This window comes from Baekduia sp. Peel2402 (assembly GCF_052567285.1).
In genome coordinates this window covers 3,950,651-3,970,167 of the sequence record NZ_CP199582.1, presented here as the reverse complement: position 1 = coordinate 3,970,167, position 19,517 = coordinate 3,950,651, and the positions used below count along the sequence as shown (strand labels likewise).

Genomic DNA, 19,517 nt, shown 5'->3' with positions numbered 1-19,517 from the left:
CTTGTCGTCGCGCGATCGCCACCAGCGTGAGGAGAACGGCCCCACGCTCGCGATGCTGGACGCCCGCGGGCGCGTGGGCGCCGACCTGCTCGCGGTCGACTGGGCCTCCACGCCGCTGGGACCTCCTGAGCGATGGCCGCAGAGCCTTGCGACGGTCGTCGGCATCGTGCTCGGCTCGCGGTTCTCCATGTGGATGGCTTGGGGCGAGGAGCTGACGTTCTTCTGCAACGACGCCTACCGCCGCGACACGCTCGGCGCGAAGTACCCATGGGCATTGGGTCGCCCGGCCGACGAGGTGTGGGCCGAGATCTGGCCGGACATCGGGCCGCGCATCGAGCAGGTCATGCGCACCGGCGAGGCGACGTGGGACGAGGCGCTGCTGCTGTACCTGGAGCGCAGCGGCTTCAAGGAGGAGAGCTACCACACGTTCTCCTACAGCCCGCTGCCCGACGACGACGGGGCGATCGTCGGGATGCTGTGCGTGGTCAGCGAGGACACCGAGCGCGTCATCGCCGAGCGGCGCCTGGAGACGTTGCGCGGACTGGGCTCCGGCACGACGTCGCCCGAGAGCGAGGCCGCCGCGCTGGCCGCGGCAGGCGCGCACCTTCAAGAGGGCGCGCGCGACCTGCCGTTCACGCTGACCTACCTGACCGGCGACGACGGCGTCCTGCGGCTGGCGGCGACCACGGGCGTCCAGGACGGCCACGCGGTCGCGCCGCCGGTGGCGCCTGAGGCCTACATCGCGGCCAGCGACTCCATCGTCTCGCTCGGCCATCATGCCGACCTACCTACAGGTGGCTGGCCGGACCCGCCCACCACCGCCGCCGTCGTCCCGCTCCCCGCCAGCGGCGGCGAGGACTCCCACGGCGTCCTGGTCGCCGGCCTTAACCCTTACCGCCCCTACGACGCGTCCTACCGCGCGTTCCTCGGCCTCGTCGCTGGGCAGCTCTCGGCGGCGATCGCGGGTGCGCGCACGTTCCAGGCCGAGCGCACGCGCGCCGAGCAGCTCGCCGAGCTGGATCGCGCCAAGACCCAGTTCTTCACCAACGTCAGCCACGAGCTGCGCACCCCGCTGACGCTCCTGCTCGGCCCGGCCGAGGACGCGCTCGCCGACGCCGCCGATCCGCTCAGCGAGGCTCAGCGCGGTCGGGTCGAGGTCATCGACCGCAACGCCCAGCGCCTGCTGAAGCTCGTCAACACGCTGCTGGACTTCTCGCGCCTGGAGTCCGGCCGCACCGACGCGGCGTTCGAGTCGGTCGAGCTGGGCGGCTACACGGCCGAGCTGGCGTCGATGTTCGAGTCGGCGGTCCGGCGGGCCCGGCTGACGCTGACGATCGACTGCCCGCCGCTGGACACGCCCGTCTACGTCGACCGCGAGATGTGGGCCAAGATCGTCCTCAACCTGCTCTCCAACGCGGTGAAGTTCACCTTCGAGGGCGAGATCGGCGTGACGCTCGGGCGGACGGACGACGGTGAGGGCGACGGTCGCGTGACGCTGACGGTCTCCGACACCGGCGTCGGCATCCCGGCCGAGGAGCAGCCGCGGCTGTTTGACCGCTTCCACCGCGTGGCGGGCGTGGCCTCGCGCAGCCACGAGGGCTCGGGCATCGGCCTCGCGCTGGTCGCCGAGCTGGCGGCGCTGCACGGCGGCGAGGTCGCGGTCCACTCCGCGCCCGGCGAGGGCAGCCGCTTCGCGGTCACGCTCCCGCTCGGCACCGCGCACCTGCCCGCCGAGCACGTCGTGGACGACGCCGCGGGCGCCGCCGAGGCCGCCGACCGCCAGGCGCGCGCGTTCGTCGCCGAGGCGCTGCGATGGCTGGAGGAAGAGGGCGCCGACGCCGCCAGCGCGGCCGCGGCCGCAGCCGCCGCGACGATGACGGGCCCGTCCACCCCGCGCCCGCGGATCCTCGTCGCCGACGACAACGCCGACATGCGCCGCTACATCGCCGACCTGCTGTCGGGCGACTACGACGTGCTCGCCGCGCCCGATGGCGCCGCGGCGCTGGAGCTGGCGACCGTCGACCCGCCGGACCTCGTCCTGACCGACGTGATGATGCCCAACCTCGACGGCTTCGGGTTGTTGAAGGCCTTGCGCGCCGAGGCCGCGACGATGGCGATCCCGGTCGTGATGCTGTCGGCGCGCGCGGGCGAGGACGGGACCGTCGAGGGCCTAGAGGCCGGCGCCGACGACTACCTCGTCAAGCCGTTCACCGCACGCGAGCTGCGCGCCCGCGTGCGCTCCAACCTGGAGCTCGACCGTGTGCGCCGCGCGCGCGACGAGCTGGACCGCAGCCGGTCGCTGCTGGACCAGGCGCAGCGGCTGGCGGGGGTCGGCTCGTGGGAGGTCGACATGGAGACCGGCGCGGTCGTCGCGTCGGCCCAATACCTGCGGATGCTGGGTGTCGGCGACGGCGAGTACCGCGGGCTCGGACGCGATGGCGCGTCGGAGCAGTTCATCCACCCCGACGACCGCCAGCGTCTGCGCGACGCGCTCTCCGCCGGGTTGGAGGGCAAGCCGCTGGCCCTGGAGGTCCGGCTCCTGCCGCGCGGCGGCGGCGAGATCCTGGCGCGGGTGATCGGCGAGGTCGTCCGCGACGACACCGGCGCGCCGCGGCTGGTGCGCGGGTCGGTCCAGGACATCACCCGCCAGCGCGCGGCCGAGCTGGCGCTGGCCGAGGCGACCGCCGAGCGCGAGGCCGCCGCTCGCGAGCACCGGATCGCCGACGAGCTACAGCGCAGCCTGCTGCCGCCGAGCCCGCCGAGCCCCGAAGGCCTGGAGGTCGCGACCTTCTACCGCGCGGGTGCCGAGGGCACGCAGGTCGGCGGCGACTGGTACGACGTCGTCGAGCTGCCCCGCGGCCGCGTCGCGCTGGTCGTCGGCGACGTGATGGGGCGCGGCGTCCACGCCGCCGCGGTCATGGGCCAGCTCCGCGCCGCGGTCCGGGCCTACGCCCAGCTCGACCTGCCGCCCGCCGAAGTGCTGCAACATCTCGACGGCGTCGTCCAGGAGCTGGACGCCGACCAGATCGTCACGTGCGTGCACGCGATCTTCGACCCGGGAACCGGCGAGCTGCGCTACGCGAACGCCGGCCACCTGCCGCCGGTCGTCGTCGCGCCCGACGGCACGACCACCACGCTCGACCCCCGCGGCGGCGCGCCGCTGGGCACCGGCGGCGGCCTGGCGATCCAGGAGAGCCAGGTGACGCTCGCCGACGACGCGCTCCTGGCGCTCTACACCGATGGTCTCGTCGAGCGCCGCGACGAGGAGATCACCACCGGCATCGCCCGCCTGGCGGACGCCCTCGCCGCCGCGGCCGCCGAAGCCGATGCGGTCACCGCGATCCCCGAGCGCCTCGCCTCCACGCTCGCGCCCGGTCCGCCGACCGACGACGTCGCGATCCTCGTCGCCCGCCGCCGCGCGCAGTCCTAGGCCGCGCGCGGCAGCGGCGCGGCGGCCGAGACGACGCGGTCGCGACCGGTCGCCTTGGCGCGGTAGAGCGCCTCGTCAGCGGCGTGCAGCAGCGACTCGACGGTCAAGCCGTCGGCGCCGAGCGTCGCGATGCCCGCGGAGACCGTGAGGCGGAGGTCGTCGGCGACGTCCTCGGCGCGCAGCGCGTCCATGACGCGGCCGGCGTAGGCGTGGGCGGCGGCCGCGTCGGCGGCGGTCAAGGCCACCGTGAACTCCTCGCCGCCGAACCGCGCGACGCGATCGCCGGCGCGCGCGGCGCCGGTCAGCACGCCCGCGACGCGGCGCAGCGCCTGGTCACCGACCAGGTGGCCGTGACGGTCGTTGTAGCGCTTGAAGTGGTCGAGGTCGAACATCACGACCGCCAGGCCGCCCGCGGCCAGCAGGCGCTCGAGCTCGGGCTCGATCCCCCGGCGGTTCAGCAGGCCGGTCAGCGCGTCGGTGTTGGCAGCATCGGCGAGCGCCTGGCGCAGCGCCAGCTCGCGCTCGGTCATCAGCCGCACCAGGCCGGTCATCAGCCCCACGCTGACGACGGTCCCGACGAACATGTCCATGCGGTTGGCCTCGTAGGGGTTGACCGCGGCCGCGACGCCGACGGTCGCGACCATCAGCCCCAGCCCGACCCGCGCGCGCAGGCGCGAGCTGAAGTAGGCCAAGAAGACCAGCGGCCAGAGCAGGAAGAACGCGGTCGGGCCGAGCGAGTTGGAGGTCGCGAGCATCGCGCCGAGCGACACGATCGATCCCATCGCGGCGATGTGCATGAGCAGTCGCCGGCCGGGCGTGACCAGCACGAGCGTGCCGAGCGCCAGCACGCTTGCGGCCGAGCAGAACTGCACCGTGCGCGCCGTGTCGGTCAGGTCGGCCTTCATGATCCCGCCCAGGAAGCAGGTGAGCCCGCCCACGAACAGCAAGGCCAGAGCGACACGTCGCTCCAGCCGCGGGTCGTCTCGCTGTGGGAGCCGCGATCCCATCACCGGAGTGATCGGCACCAGTGCGGCTCCGTTGAGCATTGTGGACGGACGTCGGTCCGACCACGAAGACCCAATCCGAACTACAAATTCCCCATAGGAATACTGTACTTTGTCCGGTCGTGCCCGAATCTCCCCCACACGCCTGCGCCGCCTGCCACTCCCCACTGCGCCCCGAGGCGCGCTACTGCCTGCGGTGCGGCGCCCGTCGTGCCGGCGCGCGGCTGGAGTTCCTCGACGTCCTCGACGTCCTCGACGAGCCGCCGGGCCCCGTGGCCGCCGGCGCCCCCGCGCGGCGCACCTGGCCCCTCGAACTCACCGCCGTTGTCCTGCTCGCGCTGCTGATCGGCCTGCTCACCGGCCACTGGATCGTGAGCGCCGGCTGATCGTCCCCCGGGACGGTCCGGGACGTGGTCTCGAATTCCATATAATCCGGGTCGGGAATTCGCAACCCCTCACCCACGCACGCAAGGAGACCCCGTATGGCGCTCACGATCGGCGACACCGCCCCCGACTTCGAGGCGGACACCACCGAAGGCCGCATCGCCTTCCACGACTGGATCGGCGACGGCTGGGCGGTGCTGTTCTCCCACCCGCGCAACTTCACCCCGGTCTGCACGACCGAGCTTGGCTACCTGGCCTCGATCAAGGACCAGTTCGACGCGCGCGGCGTCAAGATCATCGGCCTCTCGGTCGACCCGCTCGACAACCACGAGAAGTGGTCGGCGGACATCGAGGAGACGCAGGGCACGGCGCTGAACTACCCGCTGATCTCCGACGCGGACTTCAACGTCTCCAAGGCCTACGGGATGCTCCCGGCCGACGTCGACGGCGATCCGACCCAGCGCACGCCCGCTCAGAACGCGACGCTGCGCAACGTCTTCGTCATCGGGCCGGACAAGAAGGTCAAGTTGGTGCTCATCTACCCGATGACCACCGGCCGCAACTTCGACGAGGTCCTGCGCGTCATCGACTCGCTCCAGCTCACCGCCAACCACGCGGTCGCCACGCCCGCGCAGTGGCAGCCGGGCGAGAACGTGATCATCGCCGGCTCCGTCTCCGACGAGCAGGCTAAGGAGAAGTACCCCGACGGCTGGGAGGCCCCGCGCCCCTGGCTGCGGATCGTCCCCGCCCCGTAGTTCTAGAACTACACGGCGAGCTGCGTGGATGCCGGCGGCCTCTGGGCCGTCGGCATGTCCGGGCTCGGCGCCCCGAGGCCGTAGCCCTGCGCGCCATCCACGCGGACGGCGCCGGGCAGCGCCCGGATCAGCTCCAGCGCCGCGTCGTCCTCGACGCCCTCGGCGATCACGTAGGCGCCGGTCTGCGTCGCGAACGCCGCGATCGCCAACAGCACCGCCCGCGCGCTGGAGTCGCCGTCGGCCGCCGCGACCACCGACCCGTCGACCTTGACGAAGTCCGGATGCGTGCGGCGCAGCATCTCCAGGCCGCCCGCGCCCGAGCCGACGTCGTCGATCGCGACGCGTAGGCCGTGGTCGCGCAGCCGGTCGATCGCCGCCGCGACCGCCGCGGTGCGCGCCCCGACCCGCTCGGTGACCTCGATCACGACGCGCTCGACGCCCATGCCCGCCTCGTCCAGCGCCTGTAGCAGCCAGTCGCCGCCGGACTCGCGGTCCAGCGTCTGGGGCGCGACGTTCAAGAACAACAAGGTGTCGGGCGGCAGTTCGCGCGTGGCGCGGCGCAGCGCCTCGCGCGTGCAGAGCACGTCGAGGTCGTGGACGCGGCCGATGCGCTGGGCGACGTCGAAGGCCTCGGCTGGGCCGTCGAAGCCGTAGTCCTGAGGGAAGCGCGCGAGCGCCTCGACCGCCAGCAGCCGCCCGCGGCGCAGGTCCCAGATCGGCTGGAAGACGGTCTCGGCCTCGCCGAGGTCCAGCAGCGTGCGCAGCGCCAGGCCGGCCTCAGCGCTGGTGACCGAGGTCTCGTCGGCGATCTCGCTAAACGGCGCGACCTGATGGCCGCCGCGGCGCTTGGCCTCGTACATCGCGGCGTCGGCCTGCTGGCGCAGCGCCTCGTGGTCGTCGCCCGGGCGCAGGTCGGCCAGACCGGCGCTGGCGCGGATGCCGGCGCGCTCGAGGCGCTCCAGCAGCTTGCGGCAGACCGCCAGCGCGCCGGCCTCCGACGTGCGCGCGAGCAACAACATGAACTCGTCGCCGCCGATCCGGAACGCGCGGTCCCCGGCCCGGCCGTCGTCCAGGACCGCGGCGACCTCGCGCAGCAGCTCGTCGCCGCGCCGGTGGCCGTGGCGGTCGTTGACGAACTTGAAGTCGTCGACGTCGAAGGCGACCAGCGACACCTGCTCGCCGTGGCGGCGAGCGCGGCTAACCGCGGCGCGCAGCTCGGTCGCGAACGCACGGCTGTTAGGTAGGCGCGTGAGCCCGTCGAGCGTCGCGTTCTCCAGCGCCTTGCGGTGCTCGCGCACGAGCGTGCCGCCGAGCGGGACGAACACCAGCAGGCCGGCGAGCAGGCCGATCAGCGCGACCTCGAACACGGTCCGGTCGACGCTCGCCAGCCGCGCGTCGCGGTCGGCCCGCAGGATCTCGCTGATCTCGCTCCGCGCCTCCTGCTGGGTCGACGAGGCGCGGGCGATCCGCTCGAACGTCCGCGCATCGGCCGCGACGGTGCGCGCGTCGCTGCGGATCTCCTCGTCGCGCAGCCGGTGGTGCATCAGCACGTACGCGCAGGCGCCGGCCGCGCCCAGCCCGATCGCCAGCGACAGCCCCAGCCGGGCCGCGAACGGCAGCCTCGCGCGCGTGAGACGGCGAAGGTGGGCGCGAACGGGAAACGGCATGACGTCATTCCAGATGTCGGCATGCCAGTTCGGCCTCCCCATCCCCATTTCCGGGATTGGGGAGGCCGAGCGGACGGGTGTCCTAGTGGCTGAGGGCCTAGGCCTTCTTGAGCAGGACCGTGGCCAGCTCGTCGTTGCCGGCCTTGGCCGAGCACGTCTTGTACGTGCGCGTCGTGGCGAGCTTGGCGCCGACGGCCTTGACCTGGACCTTGACGGTCGCGGCCGGACGGCCGGCCAGCGACACGCGGTAGGAGCGCGCCTTGGCGGAGACCGTCTTGACGACCTTGCCGTCGACCAGGATCTTGAAGGCCTTGGCCTTCGCGCCCGCGGGCAGCGCCCAGTGGACGTTGACCGACCGGCGGCTGACGCAGCTCGGCGGGACGATCGTCGTCTGGGCCGGCGTCTCGGACGTCTTGGCCGGCGTCTCCGTCTTGGTCGTCGTCGTGGCGATCGTGGTGTTGTTGGTGCTGTTGGTCGTCGGCGGCGTCGCGACCGGGCTCGCCTTGACCTCCCACGTGATGGAGCGCGGCGCGCCGGCCGTGCCGGCGGCGTTGACCATCCGCAGCTGCATCGTGTGCGTGCCGATCGACAGGCCGTTCACGTCGACCGGAGAGGCGCACGCCTGGTAGGCGCCGCCGTCCAGCGAGCACTCGGGGGTCAGGCCGGCGGGCGTCGTGAACTCCACGCGCGCGTCGGTCTGCGTCGTGGCCGGCTCGGGCTCGGCGTCGGTGCTCGGCGCGGCCGGGACCGCGGTCAAGACCGTCCACGACTTGGTCGTGACGAGCGTGCCGGCGTTGTTGGCGGCGTCGACCTGCTTGACCGAGACGGTGTGGTTGCCGTCGGCCAAGCCGGTGAGGTTCAGCGGGCTGGTGCAGGTGACGAACGCGCCGCCGTCGACCGAGCACTTGTGCATGGCGCCGGCCTCACCGGTCAGCGTCAGCGTCGCGGCGTCGGTGGCGACCGTGCCGGTCGGGGCGCCGGTGACGCCCGGGGCGCCGGGCGGCGTCGTGTCGACCGTCCACGTGCGGTCGGTCTGCGGGCCGGGATCGCCGGCCGAGTTGATCGCGCGAACCGAGAACGTGTGCGCGCCGTCGGCCAGGCCGGACAGCGCCTTCGGCGTCGTGCAGGCGCTGAACCCGCCGCCGTCGATCGCGCACTGGTAGGCCACCACGTGGCTGGCGTCGCCCGTGGCGTAGGTGAACGCGGGGCTGGCCGTCGTGGCCGTCGTCGTGGCGTTGGCCGCCGGGACGCCGCCGGTGATCTGCGGGGCCTGCGGCAGCGCCGGGTGCGTGAAGTTCCAGACGACCGAGAGCGTCCTGGTGCCGTTGGACGGGACCGTGATGTCCCACTCGACGCCCTCGCCCGAGTCCTGGACGGTGGGGTCGATCGTGTCCGGCAGGTAGCCGTAGGTGCTGTCGCCCGTCGCGTCGTAGTACGGCGAGTTCATGCCGCTGAAGTAGTGGTTCCACGGCGAGGCGGCCTGCTCGATGAGCTGACCCTGCGTGCCGTCGGAGGCGACCGAGCCGATCACGCGGTTGGGCGAGGAACCCGACGCCGTGCCGGTGCCGTTGTCGTTGCCGTTGACGTACATGTCGGCGGCCTCGAAGGCCTGCATGTTCGTCGGGCCGCCGTTGTTGAGGATCGACCAGGTGGCCTTGAACTGCGTCGTGCCGGAGACGTGGGTGATCGTCTGCGTGACGTGGATGCTCGCCGTGGCGTCGAAGTGCGACGTGACGACGTACGGGTCGCCGGCGGTGCCCGTGCCGGTCAGGACCGGCGCCGACGTCTGCGTGAACGGCGCGTTGTCGACCGGCACCTCCGACTGCGCGGAGTACAGGCCCGAGGGCGTGTTCAGCGCGAAGACCGCCGCGCTCGTGTCGTTCATGTTGGTGGTGTCGGAGCCCCAGAACAGCGGGCTGTCGACGGCCGAGAAGCGGGCCGAGACCTTGCCGGCCTGGTTGGCGGCGCCCGAGACGCCGACCTTCAGCGCCGAGCCGGGGATGACGACGCCGCCGGCGCCGAGGTTGTCGGCCGCCGACGCGCCGGCGGGCAGCGCCAGCGCCAGCGCCGTCGCCGCGGCGAGCGGCAGGGAGCGGCGCAGCCGCGCGGCGGCGCCAGAAAGGTGGAGAGACAAGAGCGGTCCTAAGATCGTTTTCAGGGACGTCGCTCCTGGGGTTCGGCGATAAGTGAGGCCCACTGAACGGGCGAGTTGGCGCGCAGACGCAACAGTGTCCACGCGGCTTAGCCGCACGGTTGACGGCCCGGGAAGCGGCGCAACGATGCACCGGACCGCCTCCTGTCCAATTGGGTAGTCCACCCTGATCGCGGTTTGCGTTCCGCGGTGGCTTGGAACGTTGAAGGAGACCGCGGGACGTCCTTCCCCCTGCTAGGCACGTCTCGCCAGTGCGAGGCCCGAGCGGGGCTACATGCGCTCCATCTTGCGCACGCCCCGCTCGGGCGTCCACACCTCCACGATCAGCAGCTTGGCCGCTTCATCCACCTGAACGGTGGAGGCCTCGGTGACCTCCAGCCGGAACAGGTGCGACGGACCGTTCTGCGCGGCCTCGCCGTTGAGCCGCAAGATCATGTCGGGGTCGGTGATCTCCTCGACGACCCCGGCGATCTTGGCGTCGCCGGTCCAGGCCGGCGGGTCGTCGCTGCCGGAGTGCAGCGCGTAGCGCGGGTCGCGCTGGAGGTCGCGAGCCTTGAGCGCCTGCCACATCGACCCGATCCACAGCTCGCCGTCCTCGAAGCGACACTCGGTGCCGGAGATCCGCGGCCCGCCGTCGGCGCGGACCGTGGCGAGCGTGAGGTGGGTGTGGGCGGTCAGGCGGGCGCGAACGGCGGCGGCCAGCTCGGGCGCGGCCGCTTCGAAGGAGGAGAAGGAGGGCATCGGCGAACGAGCATCGCGCGCGGTGAGGCAGCGCGCGAGCCGGAGGTCGAATGCGATCAAGCCGCGACGCGCGATGATGTCGGCCTTCGGATGCCCGACCGCCTGCGCGACCTCCTCGACCTCGTCCTGCGCTCGCTCGACGAGCCCGGCGCCGACGGGCGCGCGCTGGCGCAGCGCGCGCACTTCTCCCGCGACCACCTCGACCGGCTGCTGGGCCGCGCGACGGGCGAGTCGCCCGTCGCGCTGAGGCGACGGCTGCTGCTGGAACGCGCGGCGTGGGAGCTGCGCGCGCGGGGCGCGACGCCGACCGCGGCGGCGAATGGCGCGGGCTACGGCTCGCTGGCGGCGTTCTCGCGCGCGTTCACCAAGGCCTACAAGATCTCGCCGAGCGCGTTCGCGGCGACCGACGGCGTGCCGATCGGGCTGCCGGCGCCCAACGGCGTGCACTTCCACGCGCCGGCGGGCGTCGCGTTTGGAGCGCGCGACGGCGGTGGCGCGGCGGGCGGTGCCGGGCCAGGCGGCCGGGACCTCGCCGACCGCCTCGTCGGCCACCATCTCGCGCGCTCTCGCGAGCTGCTCGCGCGCGCGGGAGCGCTGCCCGCCGAAGCGCTCGCACGGCCGCTGCGCCCGGGGTTCGTCGCCCACCCGCTGGAGGGCGAGGAGCCGACCGCGGCGCTGATGGCCGAACGCCTGGTCGCGACGCTGGAGATCTGGACCGCCGCGATCGACGGCGAGGTCCGCGACGGCCCCGGCGGTGGCACGTGGGTGCAGCGCCTGGACCGCGCGGGCGGCGCCTTTACGCGCATCGTCCGCGAGATCCGTGACCGCGGCGCCTGGAACGAGGGCTTCGTCGACGCGCTCTGCGAGCCGCCGCAGTCGTTCACCTACGGGTCGGTCGTCGCGCACGTCGTCGAGTACGGGGCGATCCGCCGCGAGATGCTCGCCGCGGTGCTCGCCGAGCTCGGATCGCCTGACGCGGTGGAGCACGCGGGCGACCCGATCACCTGGGAGCTGGGCGCGGGCTAGCCGTGCCAGAGGGTGGTGGCCTCGCGGGCGCGGCGCGCCTCGCGAGGGCCGGCCCAGAGCGGGCCGTCGGTCGGGGCGACGGGACCGGTGGGCAGCGGCGCGGGCTCCGGCTCGGGGGCGCGCGGACGGGGAGCTTCAGGCGGCCGCGGGGTCGCGGCGTCCGCCGCGTGCTGTGCCGGCTCGGGCGCCATGCGCAGGGCGACGGCGCCCGCGGCAAGCGCGAGGGCCAGCGCGACCGAGAGACCGCTCGCGTCCCCGGCGGCGAAGAGCGACAGCGCGTGGACGCCGATCGCGATCAGCGCCCAGGTGCTCAAGGGCTCCAGGTAGGTGCGGGCGAGGCGGATCGTCTCCGCGTCCTCCAGCTGCGCGGCCAGCGCGCCCCACGCCGCGAGCGCGAGCGCGACGAGGCCGATCGCCACCGGCAGCGCGGCGACGGAGATGTGATGGATGAACTCGCTCATGTTGTGCTCCCGCCGGTCGCGCCATCCGTGCTCGGGTCAACAGGCTGGCCGCCGCTCGGGCCGCCGTTCCCTCCGCCGCCGCCGTGGCGGAAGCCGAAGCCGTTGCCGCTCTGGCCGCTGCCGCTCTGCCCGCTGCCACCCTGCGGCATCGACGGCGTCGCGGACTGCGGCTGGACCTGCGGCGTCGAGCGCGGCGCGGTCGTCGTCGTGTCCGCTCCAGCGGAGTTCAGCAGCCCCAGCGCCAGCAGCGCCAGGAAGGTCGCGCCCGCCGCCGTGCCCACGCGAGCGTGGGCGCGACTGCGGTCGGTGGTGGTCGTGTCCGTGTTCATGTCCTTGGTCTCAGGTCAGGGTCGAGCGGAAGCGCACGCCGGTGCCGAAGCCGCTGAGCAAGAGGATCAGGCCGCCCGCGACGAACGCGACGGTCATCTCCTTCTGCTCCGGCTTGGTGCCGATCTTCGAACCGAGCGAGCGGTAGATCGCGTCCAGCGTGTCGGCGTCGTCGGAGGTGTAGGCCTTGCCGCCGGAGGTCGAGGCGATCTCCGACAGCGTCTGCGGATCCGGCGGCACCGCGATCGAGCGGCCGTCGGGCAGGGTCAGCACCCCGCTGTCGGTCCCCAAGGCCACCGTGTAGATCGGGATCCCGAGCTGCTTGGCGCGCTGGGCGGCCTCGACGGGGTCCGAGCCGCTGGTCGTCTGGCCGTCGCTGAGAAGGACAATCGCCGCCGGCGCCGTCTTGCCATCAGAGCCCTTGCGGGCCGCGAGCTGGTCGAGCGCCGCCTGCAGCGCATCGCCCGTGGCCGTTCCGCCATCGGCGTTCTCGGCGTCGATCGCGCTGTTGATGGTGTCGCGATCGGTCGTCGGCGTGATGTTGGTCTCCACGCCCGACGAGAACCCGGCGAAGCCCACCAACAACGAGTCCGGCGCCGCCTTCAAGAACGACTTGGCCGCCGACTGGGAGGCCTGCAAACGCGACGGCGACACGTCGGTCGCCTGCATCGAGCCGGACTCGTCGCTGACGAGCACGACCGACGCCTTCTCGACCGGCACGTTGACCGTGTGCTGCGGCTTGGCGTAGGCGGCCGACAGCGAGACCGCGCTCGCTCCGACCAGCGCCGCGGGCAGGATCCGCCGCCAGCGCGACGCGCCGCCGCTGCGTGCCGCCGCGGTCGCCTTCATGGCGGCGACCCCCGGCAGGCGCACGGCAAACCGCTTCCGCCGCGCCCGCGAGATCGACCACACGGACAAGACGAGCGGGATCGCCAGCAGCGCGAGCAGGTTGATGGGGTCGTGGAAGCTCATCGGAGCACCCGCCCCAGCTCGCGCAGCCAGTCATCGTCGGTGCGCAGGACGACATGTCGCGCGCCGGCCGACCGCAGCACGCCCGCGACGCGCGCGCGGCGCTCCGCTTCGGCCTGCGCCAGCAGCTCACGCAGGCCACGGTCTGACGTGTCCAAGTCCATCATGTCGCCCGTCTCCGGGTCGACGACGCAGACGACGCCCGCGTCGGGCAGCGCGTCCTCCAGCGGGTCGCGGACCTCGACGGCGATCACCGTGTGCCGCGCGGCGAGCGGCCGCAGCGCGGTCTCCCAGCCTTCGTCGCGGAAGTCGCTGACGATCGCGACGATGCCCGGCGCCTTGGCCAGGCGGCCGGTGCGCGCCAGCGCAGCACCGAGGTTGCCGCGCACGCCATCGGCGGCGACGCCCGTCTCCAGCGCACGCCGCAATCCCGCCAGCGCGTGCTGGCCTGCTTTCGGCGGCACGACCGGCGCCTCGTCGCCCGCGGCGACGGTCAGCGACACGCTGCCGCCATACCGCGTCGCGAGGCGAGCGATCACGTCCGCGGCACCTTCGGCGACGTCGCTCTTCAACCGCGTCGTCGTCCCGAAGGCCATCGATGGCGAGACGTCGACCACGACCCAGGTCGTGATCGCGCGCTCGGGCACCAGCCGCCGCACGTGCGGCTCGCCGGTGCGCGCGGACGCGGCCGGGTCCAGGCGCCGGACGTCGTCGCCCGGCGCGTACTGCTGCAACTGCGCGAGCTCGGTCCCGTCGCCGGCCGTCCCGCGGGTCGGCTGGTCGCCGGGCATGCGCCCGGCAACCCTGCGACGGAGCGCGAGCCCCAGGCGCCGCAGCGCCTGCGTGGGTATCGGCCCGGGTCCTTGCCGGGCCGGCGAGGGACGACGCATCAGGCGGCGACCTCGACCAGGTGCTTGGCGCGCGGCGCAGCAACGGCGTCGATGATCTTGTCCAACAACGAGTCGGCGCTGGCGCCGTCGGCGAGCGCGTCGTAGGACAGCACGAGCCGGTGGCGCAGCACGTCCTTGGCGAGGTCGGCGACGTCCTCGACCGTCACGTAGGTGCGTTCGCGCAGCAGCGCGAGCGCCTGCGCGGACTGCACGAGACCGATCGACGCACGCGGCGAGCCACCGAACTCGATCGCCCGCTCGAGATCCTGTAGGCCATGCTTGGCCGGATGGCGTGTGGCGTCCACCAGCGAGACCGCGTAGCGCGCGACCTCGCGGTCGACGAGCACTTCGCGGGCGCGAGCGCGGTGGGCCTCCAGGGCCTCCATCGTCAGCACCTGGCGGATGTCGGCGGTCGACACGACACCGCGAGCGATCGCGACCTCGTCCTCCACGTTGGGGTACTCGACCATCAACTTGAACAGGAAGCGGTCGACCTGCGCCTCGGGCAGCGAGTAGGTGCCCTCAGACTCGATCGGGTTCTGCGTGGCGAGGACCAGGAACGGCTGGGGCACCTTGTAGGCCTCGCCGCCGATCGTCACCTGATGCTCCTGCATGACCTCCAACAACGCGCTCTGCACCTTGGCGGGCGCGCGGTTGATCTCGTCGGCGAGCAGCAGGTTGGCGAACACCGGGCCGAGCTCGGTCCGGAACGCGCCGCGGTCCGGCTGCCAGATCCGCGTGCCGACGATGTCGGCCGGGACCAGGTCGGGGGTGAACTGGACGCGGGAGAACGAGCCGCCGAGCGCCTGGGCGAGCGTGCGGACGGTCAGCGTTTTGGCCAGGCCGGGAACGCCTTCGAGGAGGACGTGGCCGCCGGCGAGGAGCGCGACGAGCACGCGCTCGAGCATCGCGTCCTGACCGACGACTACGCGCTTGGCCTGCGCGAGGACGGCCGAGAGCGCGTGGCGCGCCTCGGCGTCGGGATCAAGTTCAGTGGGTTGATCGGGGAAGAGGGTGCGGTCGTCGTGCATCGTGTTGATCACGTTGACGACCGGCCCGTCACCTGCCGGTTACCTCGGGCAGCGCGAGCTTGGCGACAAGCCCGCCCTCCGCAGGCGCGTCCAGCTTCAACCGCCCGCCGTGGGACTCCGCGATCGCCTTGACGATCGACAGCCCGAGGCCGGTGCCCGGCGCGGTGCCGCGGCGCAGGCGCTCGAAGGGCTCGGTCATCCGCGCGAGGTCCGCGGGCGTGATCTTCGGGCCCGCGTTGGCGACGGTCAGCGCGCCGTCGCGCAGCGTGACTTCGACGCGCGCACCGGTGCGACCGTGGCGCATCGCGTTGTCCACCAGGTTGGCGGCGGCGCGTTGGAGCAGCGCGGCGTCGCCGCGGACGGTGGTCGACTGGAGCTGCGCGTCAATGCGCGCGTTCGGCGGTAGGACGGCGGAGACAATCTTGGACAACTCGACCGGCTCGTCGGCCCGGGTGCCGTCGGTCGCTGACGCGAGCGCGAGCAGCGAGGTCATGAGGCGATCGGTCTCCTCGGTCGCGGCGACGGTCTCGCGGAGGACGTGTCGTAGGTCTTCGACCGTCGCGTCCGGATCGTCCAGCGCGACCTCCGCCCCCACGCGGATCGCGGTCATCGGCGTGCGCAGCTCGTGCGAGGCGTTGGCGACGAAGCGCCGCTGCGCGGCGATCGCGCGGGCCAGAGGCGCCAGCACCTCGCCGGAGACCAGCCAGCCGCCGCCAGCCGCCAGCAGGATCACCGCGACGATCGCGATCGCGTACTGCGAGCCCAGCGAGGCAACCGCGTGGTGGGCCGTCTCAGCGTCCAGCGTGTTGTTGAGGTGGTTGCGAACCAGGACGTAGGACGCCAACAGCACGAGGCCGCTGGCGAAGGCCAGCAGCCCGGCGTAGAACAGCGTCAAACGCAGGCGGACCGAGGTCACATGCGGTACCCGACGCCCGCGACGGTCTCGATCGCGTTCGGCTCGCCGAGCTTGCGGCGCAGCTTCATGACCGTCATGCGCACGATGTTGGAGAACGGGTCGACGTTCGCGTCCCAGACAGAGGCGAGTAGGTCCTCGGTGGAGACGACGTCGCCGCCGGCCGCCATCAACGCGTGCAGGACGCCGAACTCCTTGCGAGCGAGGTCGATCGGCTCGCCGTCGCGGGTGACCGTGCGCTTGGCCGGGTCCAAGCTGATGCTGTGGCTCTCGAGGACCGCGGGCCGGGCGCTTCCGGCGCGGCGCGCCAGCGCCTCGACGCGCGCAACCAGCTCGGCGAAGCGGAACGGCTTGAGCAGGTAGTCGTCGGCGCCCAGGCTGAGCCCTTGGACGATGTCGTCCGTCGTCCGCGAGGCGGTCAACATGAGGACCTTGGTATCCGGCTGCTCGCTGTTGAGCGCGCGGCAGACGTCGTCACCGTGGACCTCCGGCAGGTCGCGGTCCAGGACGACCACGTCATAGGGATGGACGCGGGCGAGATATAGGGCTTGGCCGCCGTCGGGCGCGACGTCGACGGCCGCGCCGTGGCGGCGCAGGCCGGTCGCGATCGACTTGGCGACGCCGGGGTGGTCTTCGGCCAGCAGGACGCGCATCGCGCTCAGACCCCCGGGCGGCCGTGGCGGCCGCGATGGTGGTGGTCGAAGTCGAGCGGCTGCGGTTGGGGCTGGGTGGTGGTCTGCGTCTGCGCCGGGGCCTTGGGCAGGTCCGAGCCGATCGCGCTCACGCCGGCGGTGGCCCAGCCGAGCAGGGCCGAGCCGACGGCGACCGATAGGAACGCGAGGCGGTTGGAGGGCATGACACCAGCCAAGCGCCTCTTGCTGAAGCCAGCCTTCGCGGAACCTGAGCGGAAGCTGAAAGCCTTAGACGAGCCGGCCGGTCAGGCGCACGCCCGCTAGCGATCCGAGCAGGAGGACGAGCAGCGCGCCGCCGGCGAACTGGTTGGTGACGTCCTGCTTCTTGTCCTTCTTGGTCAGCTTGGAGCCGAGCTGCTCGTAGACCTGGGAGAGCTCGTCGGCGTCGGAGATCGTGTAGGCCTTGCCGCCGGTGATGGAGGCCACCTGCTGCATCGTGGCCGTGTCCGGCGGGACCTTGCTGGTGCCGGTCTTCGTGGTGATGGTGCCGTCAGCGGTGCCGAGCGAGACCGTGTAGACGGGGATCTTGGCGGCCTTCGCGGCGCGCGCGACCGTGAGCACGTCCTCGCCGCGGACCGACTTGCCGTCGGAGAGCAGGACGATCGCCGCGGGGCTCTTGTCGCTCTTGAGCAGCGTGAGCGCCTGGTTCAACGCGTCGCCGGTGGCGGTCGTGCCGGCCGCGGTGATGGTCTTGATCGCCGCCTTGACCTCCTCCTTGTCCGCGGTCGGTGAGGCGAGGACGGTCGGCGCCTGGTTGAAGGCGATCGCGCCGATCTTGACGCCGTCGGGGACCGAGTCCACGAAGTCGACCGCGGCGTTGCGCGCGGCGGTGAGGCGGTCCGGGGCGACGTCCTTGGCCTCCATCGACCCGGAGCGGTCGGTGGCGATGACCACGCGCGCCTGCTCGACGGGGACCGCGACGGTCGTCTGCGGCTTGGCCAGCGCGGTGAGCAGGAGGGCGAGCGACGCCATGCCGCCGATGACCGGCACGTGGCGGCGCCAGCCGGCGCGCTTGGGCGTGACCGCGGGCGCCAGCGCGGGCGCGACGATGGTGTTCGCCTTGCGCCGGGCCTGTCGCTCGTAGGTGATGTAGATGATGAGGAGGATCGGGACGAGCGCCAGGCCGGCGAGCAGCACGGGTGATCCGAAAGACATGCGTGCAGCGTGCCCTCTGGGCCGTCACCTCTCCGTCACCGCCGCGCTCTCAGGATTCGCTGACGGGAAGGTGACGGTCTGGTCGTGACGGTGGGGGCATGACCAACATCAAGACGAAGACCACCGCCGTCGCGGCGGCGGTCGGACTGTCCCTCGGAGGCGCGGCGATCGCGACCGCGGCGTCCTCCTCCAGCTCCGCCCCGCCCGCGGGCGGCCATCCCAACGAGACCGCGCTCACCGGCACCACGGCCGACCAGGTCAAGGCGGCGGCGCTCGCGAAGGTGCCGGGCGCGACCGTCCTGCGGGTCGAGACCGACGCGGGCGGCGTGTACGAGGCGCACCTGAAGAAGAGCGACGGGACCGAGGTCGAGGTCCACGTCGACAAGGACTACAACGTGACGTCGGTGGACACGCGGCCGGCCGGTGGCCGCGGCGGGCACGGCGGCCGCGGCGGCCGCGGGCACGTCGACACCGCCGCGTTGGCCAAGGCGCTCGGCGTGACCGAGGCCAAGCTGACCGCGGCGCTCGACGCGACGCGGCCTGCCGCGAAGGACAAGGACAAGGGCGGCGACGACGGCCGCGCCGCCGCGATCGCCAAGGCGCTCGGTCAGTCCGAGAGCGACGTCCAGGCGGTGCTCGACGCCAACCGGCCCGACCGCGGGGCCGGCGGCACGCGTGGCGGCGGTGACCGCGACGCCCTCGCCAAGGCGCTCGCCGCCAAGTTCGGGATCTCCCAGTCCAAGGCCCAGTCCGCCCTGGACGGGATCCGCGACGACCGCGAGACCGCCTTTGCCACCGCCCTGGCCAAGGAGCTCGGCCTCGACGCCGCCAAGGTCAAGTCCGCCCTCGACGCCCAGCACCCCAACCACCCCTAGGACCAAGGAGACCCTGATGGACACCAAGCAGAAGACCCGCGCCGGCCTCGCCGGCAGCCTCGCCGCCCTCGCCCTCATCATCGGCGGCGCCTCCGTCGCCTCCGGCGACACGTCCTCATCGAGCACCGCGCCGTCGACCTCCTCGTCGACTCCGTCGAGCCAGACGCTCCCGACGGCGACGCAGGACAACGACAACAACGCCGCGCCGCGCGGCGGCGGCTACGGCGGCGGCGGGGGCAACGGCGACCACCCGTGCCCGAAGGACGGCTCCGGCTCAGACTCGGGCTCCTCGCAGCAGCAGCAGTCCGCGCCGACCGCGCCGTCCACGACGACCACGACGCCGCAGACGTAGGACTCCACACGCCCACCGCCGCGCCCTTGTCGGGCGCGGCGGGGGCGTGCGTCAGGACGCCGCGCGGTTGGACGCGACGGAGATCAGCGCCTGGGTGACGTTGTTGAGGTGCTTGTGCATGGCGCGTTCGGCGGTGCGGCGGTCGGAGGTGGCGATGGCGTCGACGATGGCCTGGTGCTCGGAGAGGGAGCGGGGAGAGCGGCCGGGTGCGAGGACGGTGCGGAACTGGAAGCGGACGATCTGGGAGTGCAGGCGAGAGCAGACGTCGAGGGCGACGGAGTGGCGGGAGATCTCGAGGATGCGGCGGTGCAGGGCGGCGTTGCGCTCGGACATGGCCAGCAACTCGCCGGCGGTGTGGAGCTTGGCCATGTCGGCGATCAAGGACTGCAACTCGGTCAGCTCGTCGTCGGTGCGGCGTAGCGCGGCGTAGCCGGCGGCGAGGGACTCCAGCGCCGCGCGGGCCTCCAGGACCTCGATCGCCTCTTCCAGCGTGACGCGGCGGACGCGCGCGCCGCGGTTGCGCTCGCGCACGACCAGGCCGTCGTGGTCCAGCTTCAGCAGCGCCGCGCGGACGGCACCGCGAGACTCCCCGAGCCGCTCGGCCAGCTCCTCCTCCACCAACCGCTCACCGGGCGACAGCTCGCCGGCGACGATCTCGCCGTGAAGGGCCTCGTAGGCGTCGGTCTCGCTCAC

The 19,517-nt window shown here is 72.9% G+C and carries 20 protein-coding genes; 6 read left to right on the top strand and 14 right to left on the bottom strand.

All coding sequences use genetic code 11. The annotated features are described in order from the left end of the window. The first annotated feature begins 1 nt into the window (after position 1). Positions 2-3,430, top strand: a complete 3,429-nt coding sequence (locus ACT01A_RS19350) for a SpoIIE family protein phosphatase (protein ID WP_445148733.1) — start codon at positions 2-4, stop codon at positions 3,428-3,430. Here ACT01A_RS19350 and ACT01A_RS19345 read toward each other — a convergent pair. Continuing rightward, complete coding sequence (locus tag ACT01A_RS19345; protein WP_445148732.1) at positions 3,427-4,476, bottom strand: diguanylate cyclase; 1,050 nt, start codon at positions 4,474-4,476, stop codon at positions 3,427-3,429. The two genes, ACT01A_RS19350 and ACT01A_RS19345, sit on opposite strands and share 4 nt — an antisense overlap. Before the next feature lie 80 nt (positions 4,477-4,556). Here ACT01A_RS19345 and ACT01A_RS19340 point away from each other — a divergent pair, with 80 nt between their 5' ends. Both ACT01A_RS19340 and ACT01A_RS19335 read left to right on the top strand, forming a co-directional pair. After that, complete coding sequence (locus tag ACT01A_RS19340) at positions 4,557-4,820, top strand: hypothetical protein (protein ID WP_445148731.1); 264 nt, start codon at positions 4,557-4,559, stop codon at positions 4,818-4,820. A 96-nt stretch (positions 4,821-4,916) separates the two neighbouring features. After that, the gene (locus ACT01A_RS19335) at positions 4,917-5,573 is read left to right on the top strand and encodes a peroxiredoxin (RefSeq protein WP_445148730.1); all 657 of its coding nucleotides are present in this window, start codon (positions 4,917-4,919) and stop codon (positions 5,571-5,573) included. Positions 5,574-5,581: 8 nt separating this feature from the next. Here ACT01A_RS19335 and ACT01A_RS19330 read toward each other — a convergent pair whose 3' ends face one another. From ACT01A_RS19330 to ACT01A_RS19320, 3 genes are all read right to left on the bottom strand, one after another. Then, positions 5,582-7,240 carry an EAL domain-containing protein gene (locus ACT01A_RS19330; protein WP_445148729.1) on the bottom strand — a complete coding sequence of 553 codons (1,659 nt, stop codon included), beginning with the start codon at positions 7,238-7,240 and terminating at the stop codon, positions 5,582-5,584. Positions 7,241-7,337: 97 nt separating this feature from the next. Next, positions 7,338-9,374, bottom strand: a complete 2,037-nt coding sequence (locus ACT01A_RS19325) for a hypothetical protein (RefSeq protein ID WP_445148728.1) — start codon at positions 9,372-9,374, stop codon at positions 7,338-7,340. Between the two features lie 288 nt (positions 9,375-9,662). Continuing rightward, positions 9,663-10,133, bottom strand: coding sequence for a pyridoxamine 5'-phosphate oxidase family protein (locus ACT01A_RS19320; RefSeq protein WP_445148727.1), 471 nt, complete (start codon positions 10,131-10,133; stop codon positions 9,663-9,665). Between the two features lie 90 nt (positions 10,134-10,223). Here ACT01A_RS19320 and ACT01A_RS19315 point away from each other — a divergent pair, with 90 nt between their 5' ends. Continuing rightward, the gene (locus ACT01A_RS19315) at positions 10,224-11,159 is read left to right on the top strand and encodes a helix-turn-helix domain-containing protein (RefSeq protein WP_445148726.1); all 936 of its coding nucleotides are present in this window, start codon (positions 10,224-10,226) and stop codon (positions 11,157-11,159) included. Here the strand turns inward: ACT01A_RS19315 and ACT01A_RS19310 are convergent. The 9 genes from ACT01A_RS19310 to ACT01A_RS19270 all read right to left on the bottom strand — a co-directional run bounded on the left by ACT01A_RS19310 (position 11,156) and on the right by ACT01A_RS19270 (position 17,597). After that, complete coding sequence (locus ACT01A_RS19310) at positions 11,156-11,620, bottom strand: hypothetical protein (RefSeq protein WP_445148725.1); 465 nt, start codon at positions 11,618-11,620, stop codon at positions 11,156-11,158. The two genes, ACT01A_RS19315 and ACT01A_RS19310, sit on opposite strands and share 4 nt — an antisense overlap. Next, a complete protein-coding gene (locus ACT01A_RS19305) occupies positions 11,617-11,949 on the bottom strand; it encodes a hypothetical protein (protein WP_445148724.1) in 333 nt (110 codons plus the stop codon). The genes ACT01A_RS19310 and ACT01A_RS19305 overlap by 4 nt, the downstream gene beginning before the upstream one ends. A 10-nt stretch (positions 11,950-11,959) precedes the next feature. Next, positions 11,960-12,919 (bottom strand): VWA domain-containing protein, encoded by a 960-nt coding sequence (locus tag ACT01A_RS19300; RefSeq protein ID WP_445148723.1) that lies wholly within the window; start codon positions 12,917-12,919, stop codon positions 11,960-11,962. Continuing rightward, positions 12,916-13,707, bottom strand: a complete 792-nt coding sequence (locus ACT01A_RS19295) for a DUF58 domain-containing protein (protein ID WP_445148722.1) — start codon at positions 13,705-13,707, stop codon at positions 12,916-12,918. Before ACT01A_RS19295 ends, ACT01A_RS19300 begins: the two co-directional genes overlap by 4 nt. A 98-nt stretch (positions 13,708-13,805) precedes the next feature. Next, a complete protein-coding gene (locus tag ACT01A_RS19290) occupies positions 13,806-14,837 on the bottom strand; it encodes an AAA family ATPase (protein ID WP_445148721.1) in 1,032 nt (343 codons plus the stop codon). Positions 14,838-14,865: 28 nt separating this feature from the next. After that, positions 14,866-15,753 (bottom strand): sensor histidine kinase, encoded by an 888-nt coding sequence (locus ACT01A_RS19285; protein ID WP_445148720.1) that lies wholly within the window; start codon positions 15,751-15,753, stop codon positions 14,866-14,868. Continuing rightward, on the bottom strand, positions 15,750-16,403 hold the full coding sequence (locus ACT01A_RS19280) for a response regulator transcription factor (RefSeq protein WP_445148719.1): 654 nt from the start codon (positions 16,401-16,403) through the stop codon (positions 15,750-15,752). The genes ACT01A_RS19285 and ACT01A_RS19280 overlap by 4 nt, the downstream gene beginning before the upstream one ends. Positions 16,404-16,408: 5 nt before the next feature. Further along, the gene (locus tag ACT01A_RS19275; protein ID WP_445148718.1) at positions 16,409-16,606 is read right to left on the bottom strand and encodes a hypothetical protein; all 198 of its coding nucleotides are present in this window, start codon (positions 16,604-16,606) and stop codon (positions 16,409-16,411) included. A 64-nt stretch (positions 16,607-16,670) separates the two neighbouring features. Continuing rightward, positions 16,671-17,597, bottom strand: a complete 927-nt coding sequence (locus tag ACT01A_RS19270) for a VWA domain-containing protein (protein ID WP_445148717.1) — start codon at positions 17,595-17,597, stop codon at positions 16,671-16,673. A 98-nt stretch (positions 17,598-17,695) separates the two neighbouring features. On the opposite strand from ACT01A_RS19270, the gene ACT01A_RS19265 reads away from it, so the two are divergent. Together ACT01A_RS19265 and ACT01A_RS19260 are read left to right on the top strand one after the other, a co-directional pair. Further along, the gene (locus ACT01A_RS19265) at positions 17,696-18,472 is read left to right on the top strand and encodes a PepSY domain-containing protein (RefSeq protein WP_445148716.1); all 777 of its coding nucleotides are present in this window, start codon (positions 17,696-17,698) and stop codon (positions 18,470-18,472) included. A gap of 16 nt (positions 18,473-18,488) precedes the next feature. Then, complete coding sequence (locus tag ACT01A_RS19260; protein ID WP_445148715.1) at positions 18,489-18,824, top strand: hypothetical protein; 336 nt, start codon at positions 18,489-18,491, stop codon at positions 18,822-18,824. A gap of 51 nt (positions 18,825-18,875) precedes the next feature. Here the strand turns inward: ACT01A_RS19260 and ACT01A_RS19255 are convergent, their stop codons facing one another. Further along, positions 18,876-19,517 carry a GntR family transcriptional regulator gene (locus ACT01A_RS19255; protein WP_445148714.1) on the bottom strand — a complete coding sequence of 214 codons (642 nt, stop codon included), beginning with the start codon at positions 19,515-19,517 and terminating at the stop codon, positions 18,876-18,878.

Excerpts from the sequence above, each read along its gene's own strand:
- ACT01A_RS19315 (WP_445148726.1), top strand. The coding sequence starts at position 10,224 with ATGCCCGACCGCCTGCGCGACCTCCTCGACCTCGTCCTGCGCTCGCTC.
- ACT01A_RS19275 (WP_445148718.1), bottom strand. The coding sequence starts at position 16,606 with ATGCCCTCCAACCGCCTCGCGTTCCTATCGGTCGCCGTCGGCTCGGCC.
- ACT01A_RS19330 (WP_445148729.1), bottom strand. The coding sequence starts at position 7,240 with ATGCCGTTTCCCGTTCGCGCCCACCTTCGCCGTCTCACGCGCGCGAGG.
- ACT01A_RS19270 (WP_445148717.1), bottom strand. The coding sequence starts at position 17,597 with ATGTCTTTCGGATCACCCGTGCTGCTCGCCGGCCTGGCGCTCGTCCCG.
- ACT01A_RS19260 (WP_445148715.1), top strand. The coding sequence starts at position 18,489 with ATGGACACCAAGCAGAAGACCCGCGCCGGCCTCGCCGGCAGCCTCGCC.
- ACT01A_RS19300 (WP_445148723.1), bottom strand. The coding sequence starts at position 12,919 with ATGAGCTTCCACGACCCCATCAACCTGCTCGCGCTGCTGGCGATCCCG.
- ACT01A_RS19265 (WP_445148716.1), top strand. The coding sequence starts at position 17,696 with ATGACCAACATCAAGACGAAGACCACCGCCGTCGCGGCGGCGGTCGGA.
- ACT01A_RS19310 (WP_445148725.1), bottom strand. The coding sequence starts at position 11,620 with ATGAGCGAGTTCATCCATCACATCTCCGTCGCCGCGCTGCCGGTGGCG.
- ACT01A_RS19345 (WP_445148732.1), bottom strand. The coding sequence starts at position 4,476 with ATGCTCAACGGAGCCGCACTGGTGCCGATCACTCCGGTGATGGGATCG.
- ACT01A_RS19320 (WP_445148727.1), bottom strand. The coding sequence starts at position 10,133 with ATGCCCTCCTTCTCCTCCTTCGAAGCGGCCGCGCCCGAGCTGGCCGCC.
- ACT01A_RS19305 (WP_445148724.1), bottom strand. The coding sequence starts at position 11,949 with ATGAACACGGACACGACCACCACCGACCGCAGTCGCGCCCACGCTCGC.
- ACT01A_RS19335 (WP_445148730.1), top strand. The coding sequence starts at position 4,917 with ATGGCGCTCACGATCGGCGACACCGCCCCCGACTTCGAGGCGGACACC.
- ACT01A_RS19295 (WP_445148722.1), bottom strand. The coding sequence starts at position 13,707 with ATGCCCGGCGACCAGCCGACCCGCGGGACGGCCGGCGACGGGACCGAG.
- ACT01A_RS19290 (WP_445148721.1), bottom strand. The coding sequence starts at position 14,837 with ATGCACGACGACCGCACCCTCTTCCCCGATCAACCCACTGAACTTGAT.
- ACT01A_RS19280 (WP_445148719.1), bottom strand. The coding sequence starts at position 16,403 with ATGCGCGTCCTGCTGGCCGAAGACCACCCCGGCGTCGCCAAGTCGATC.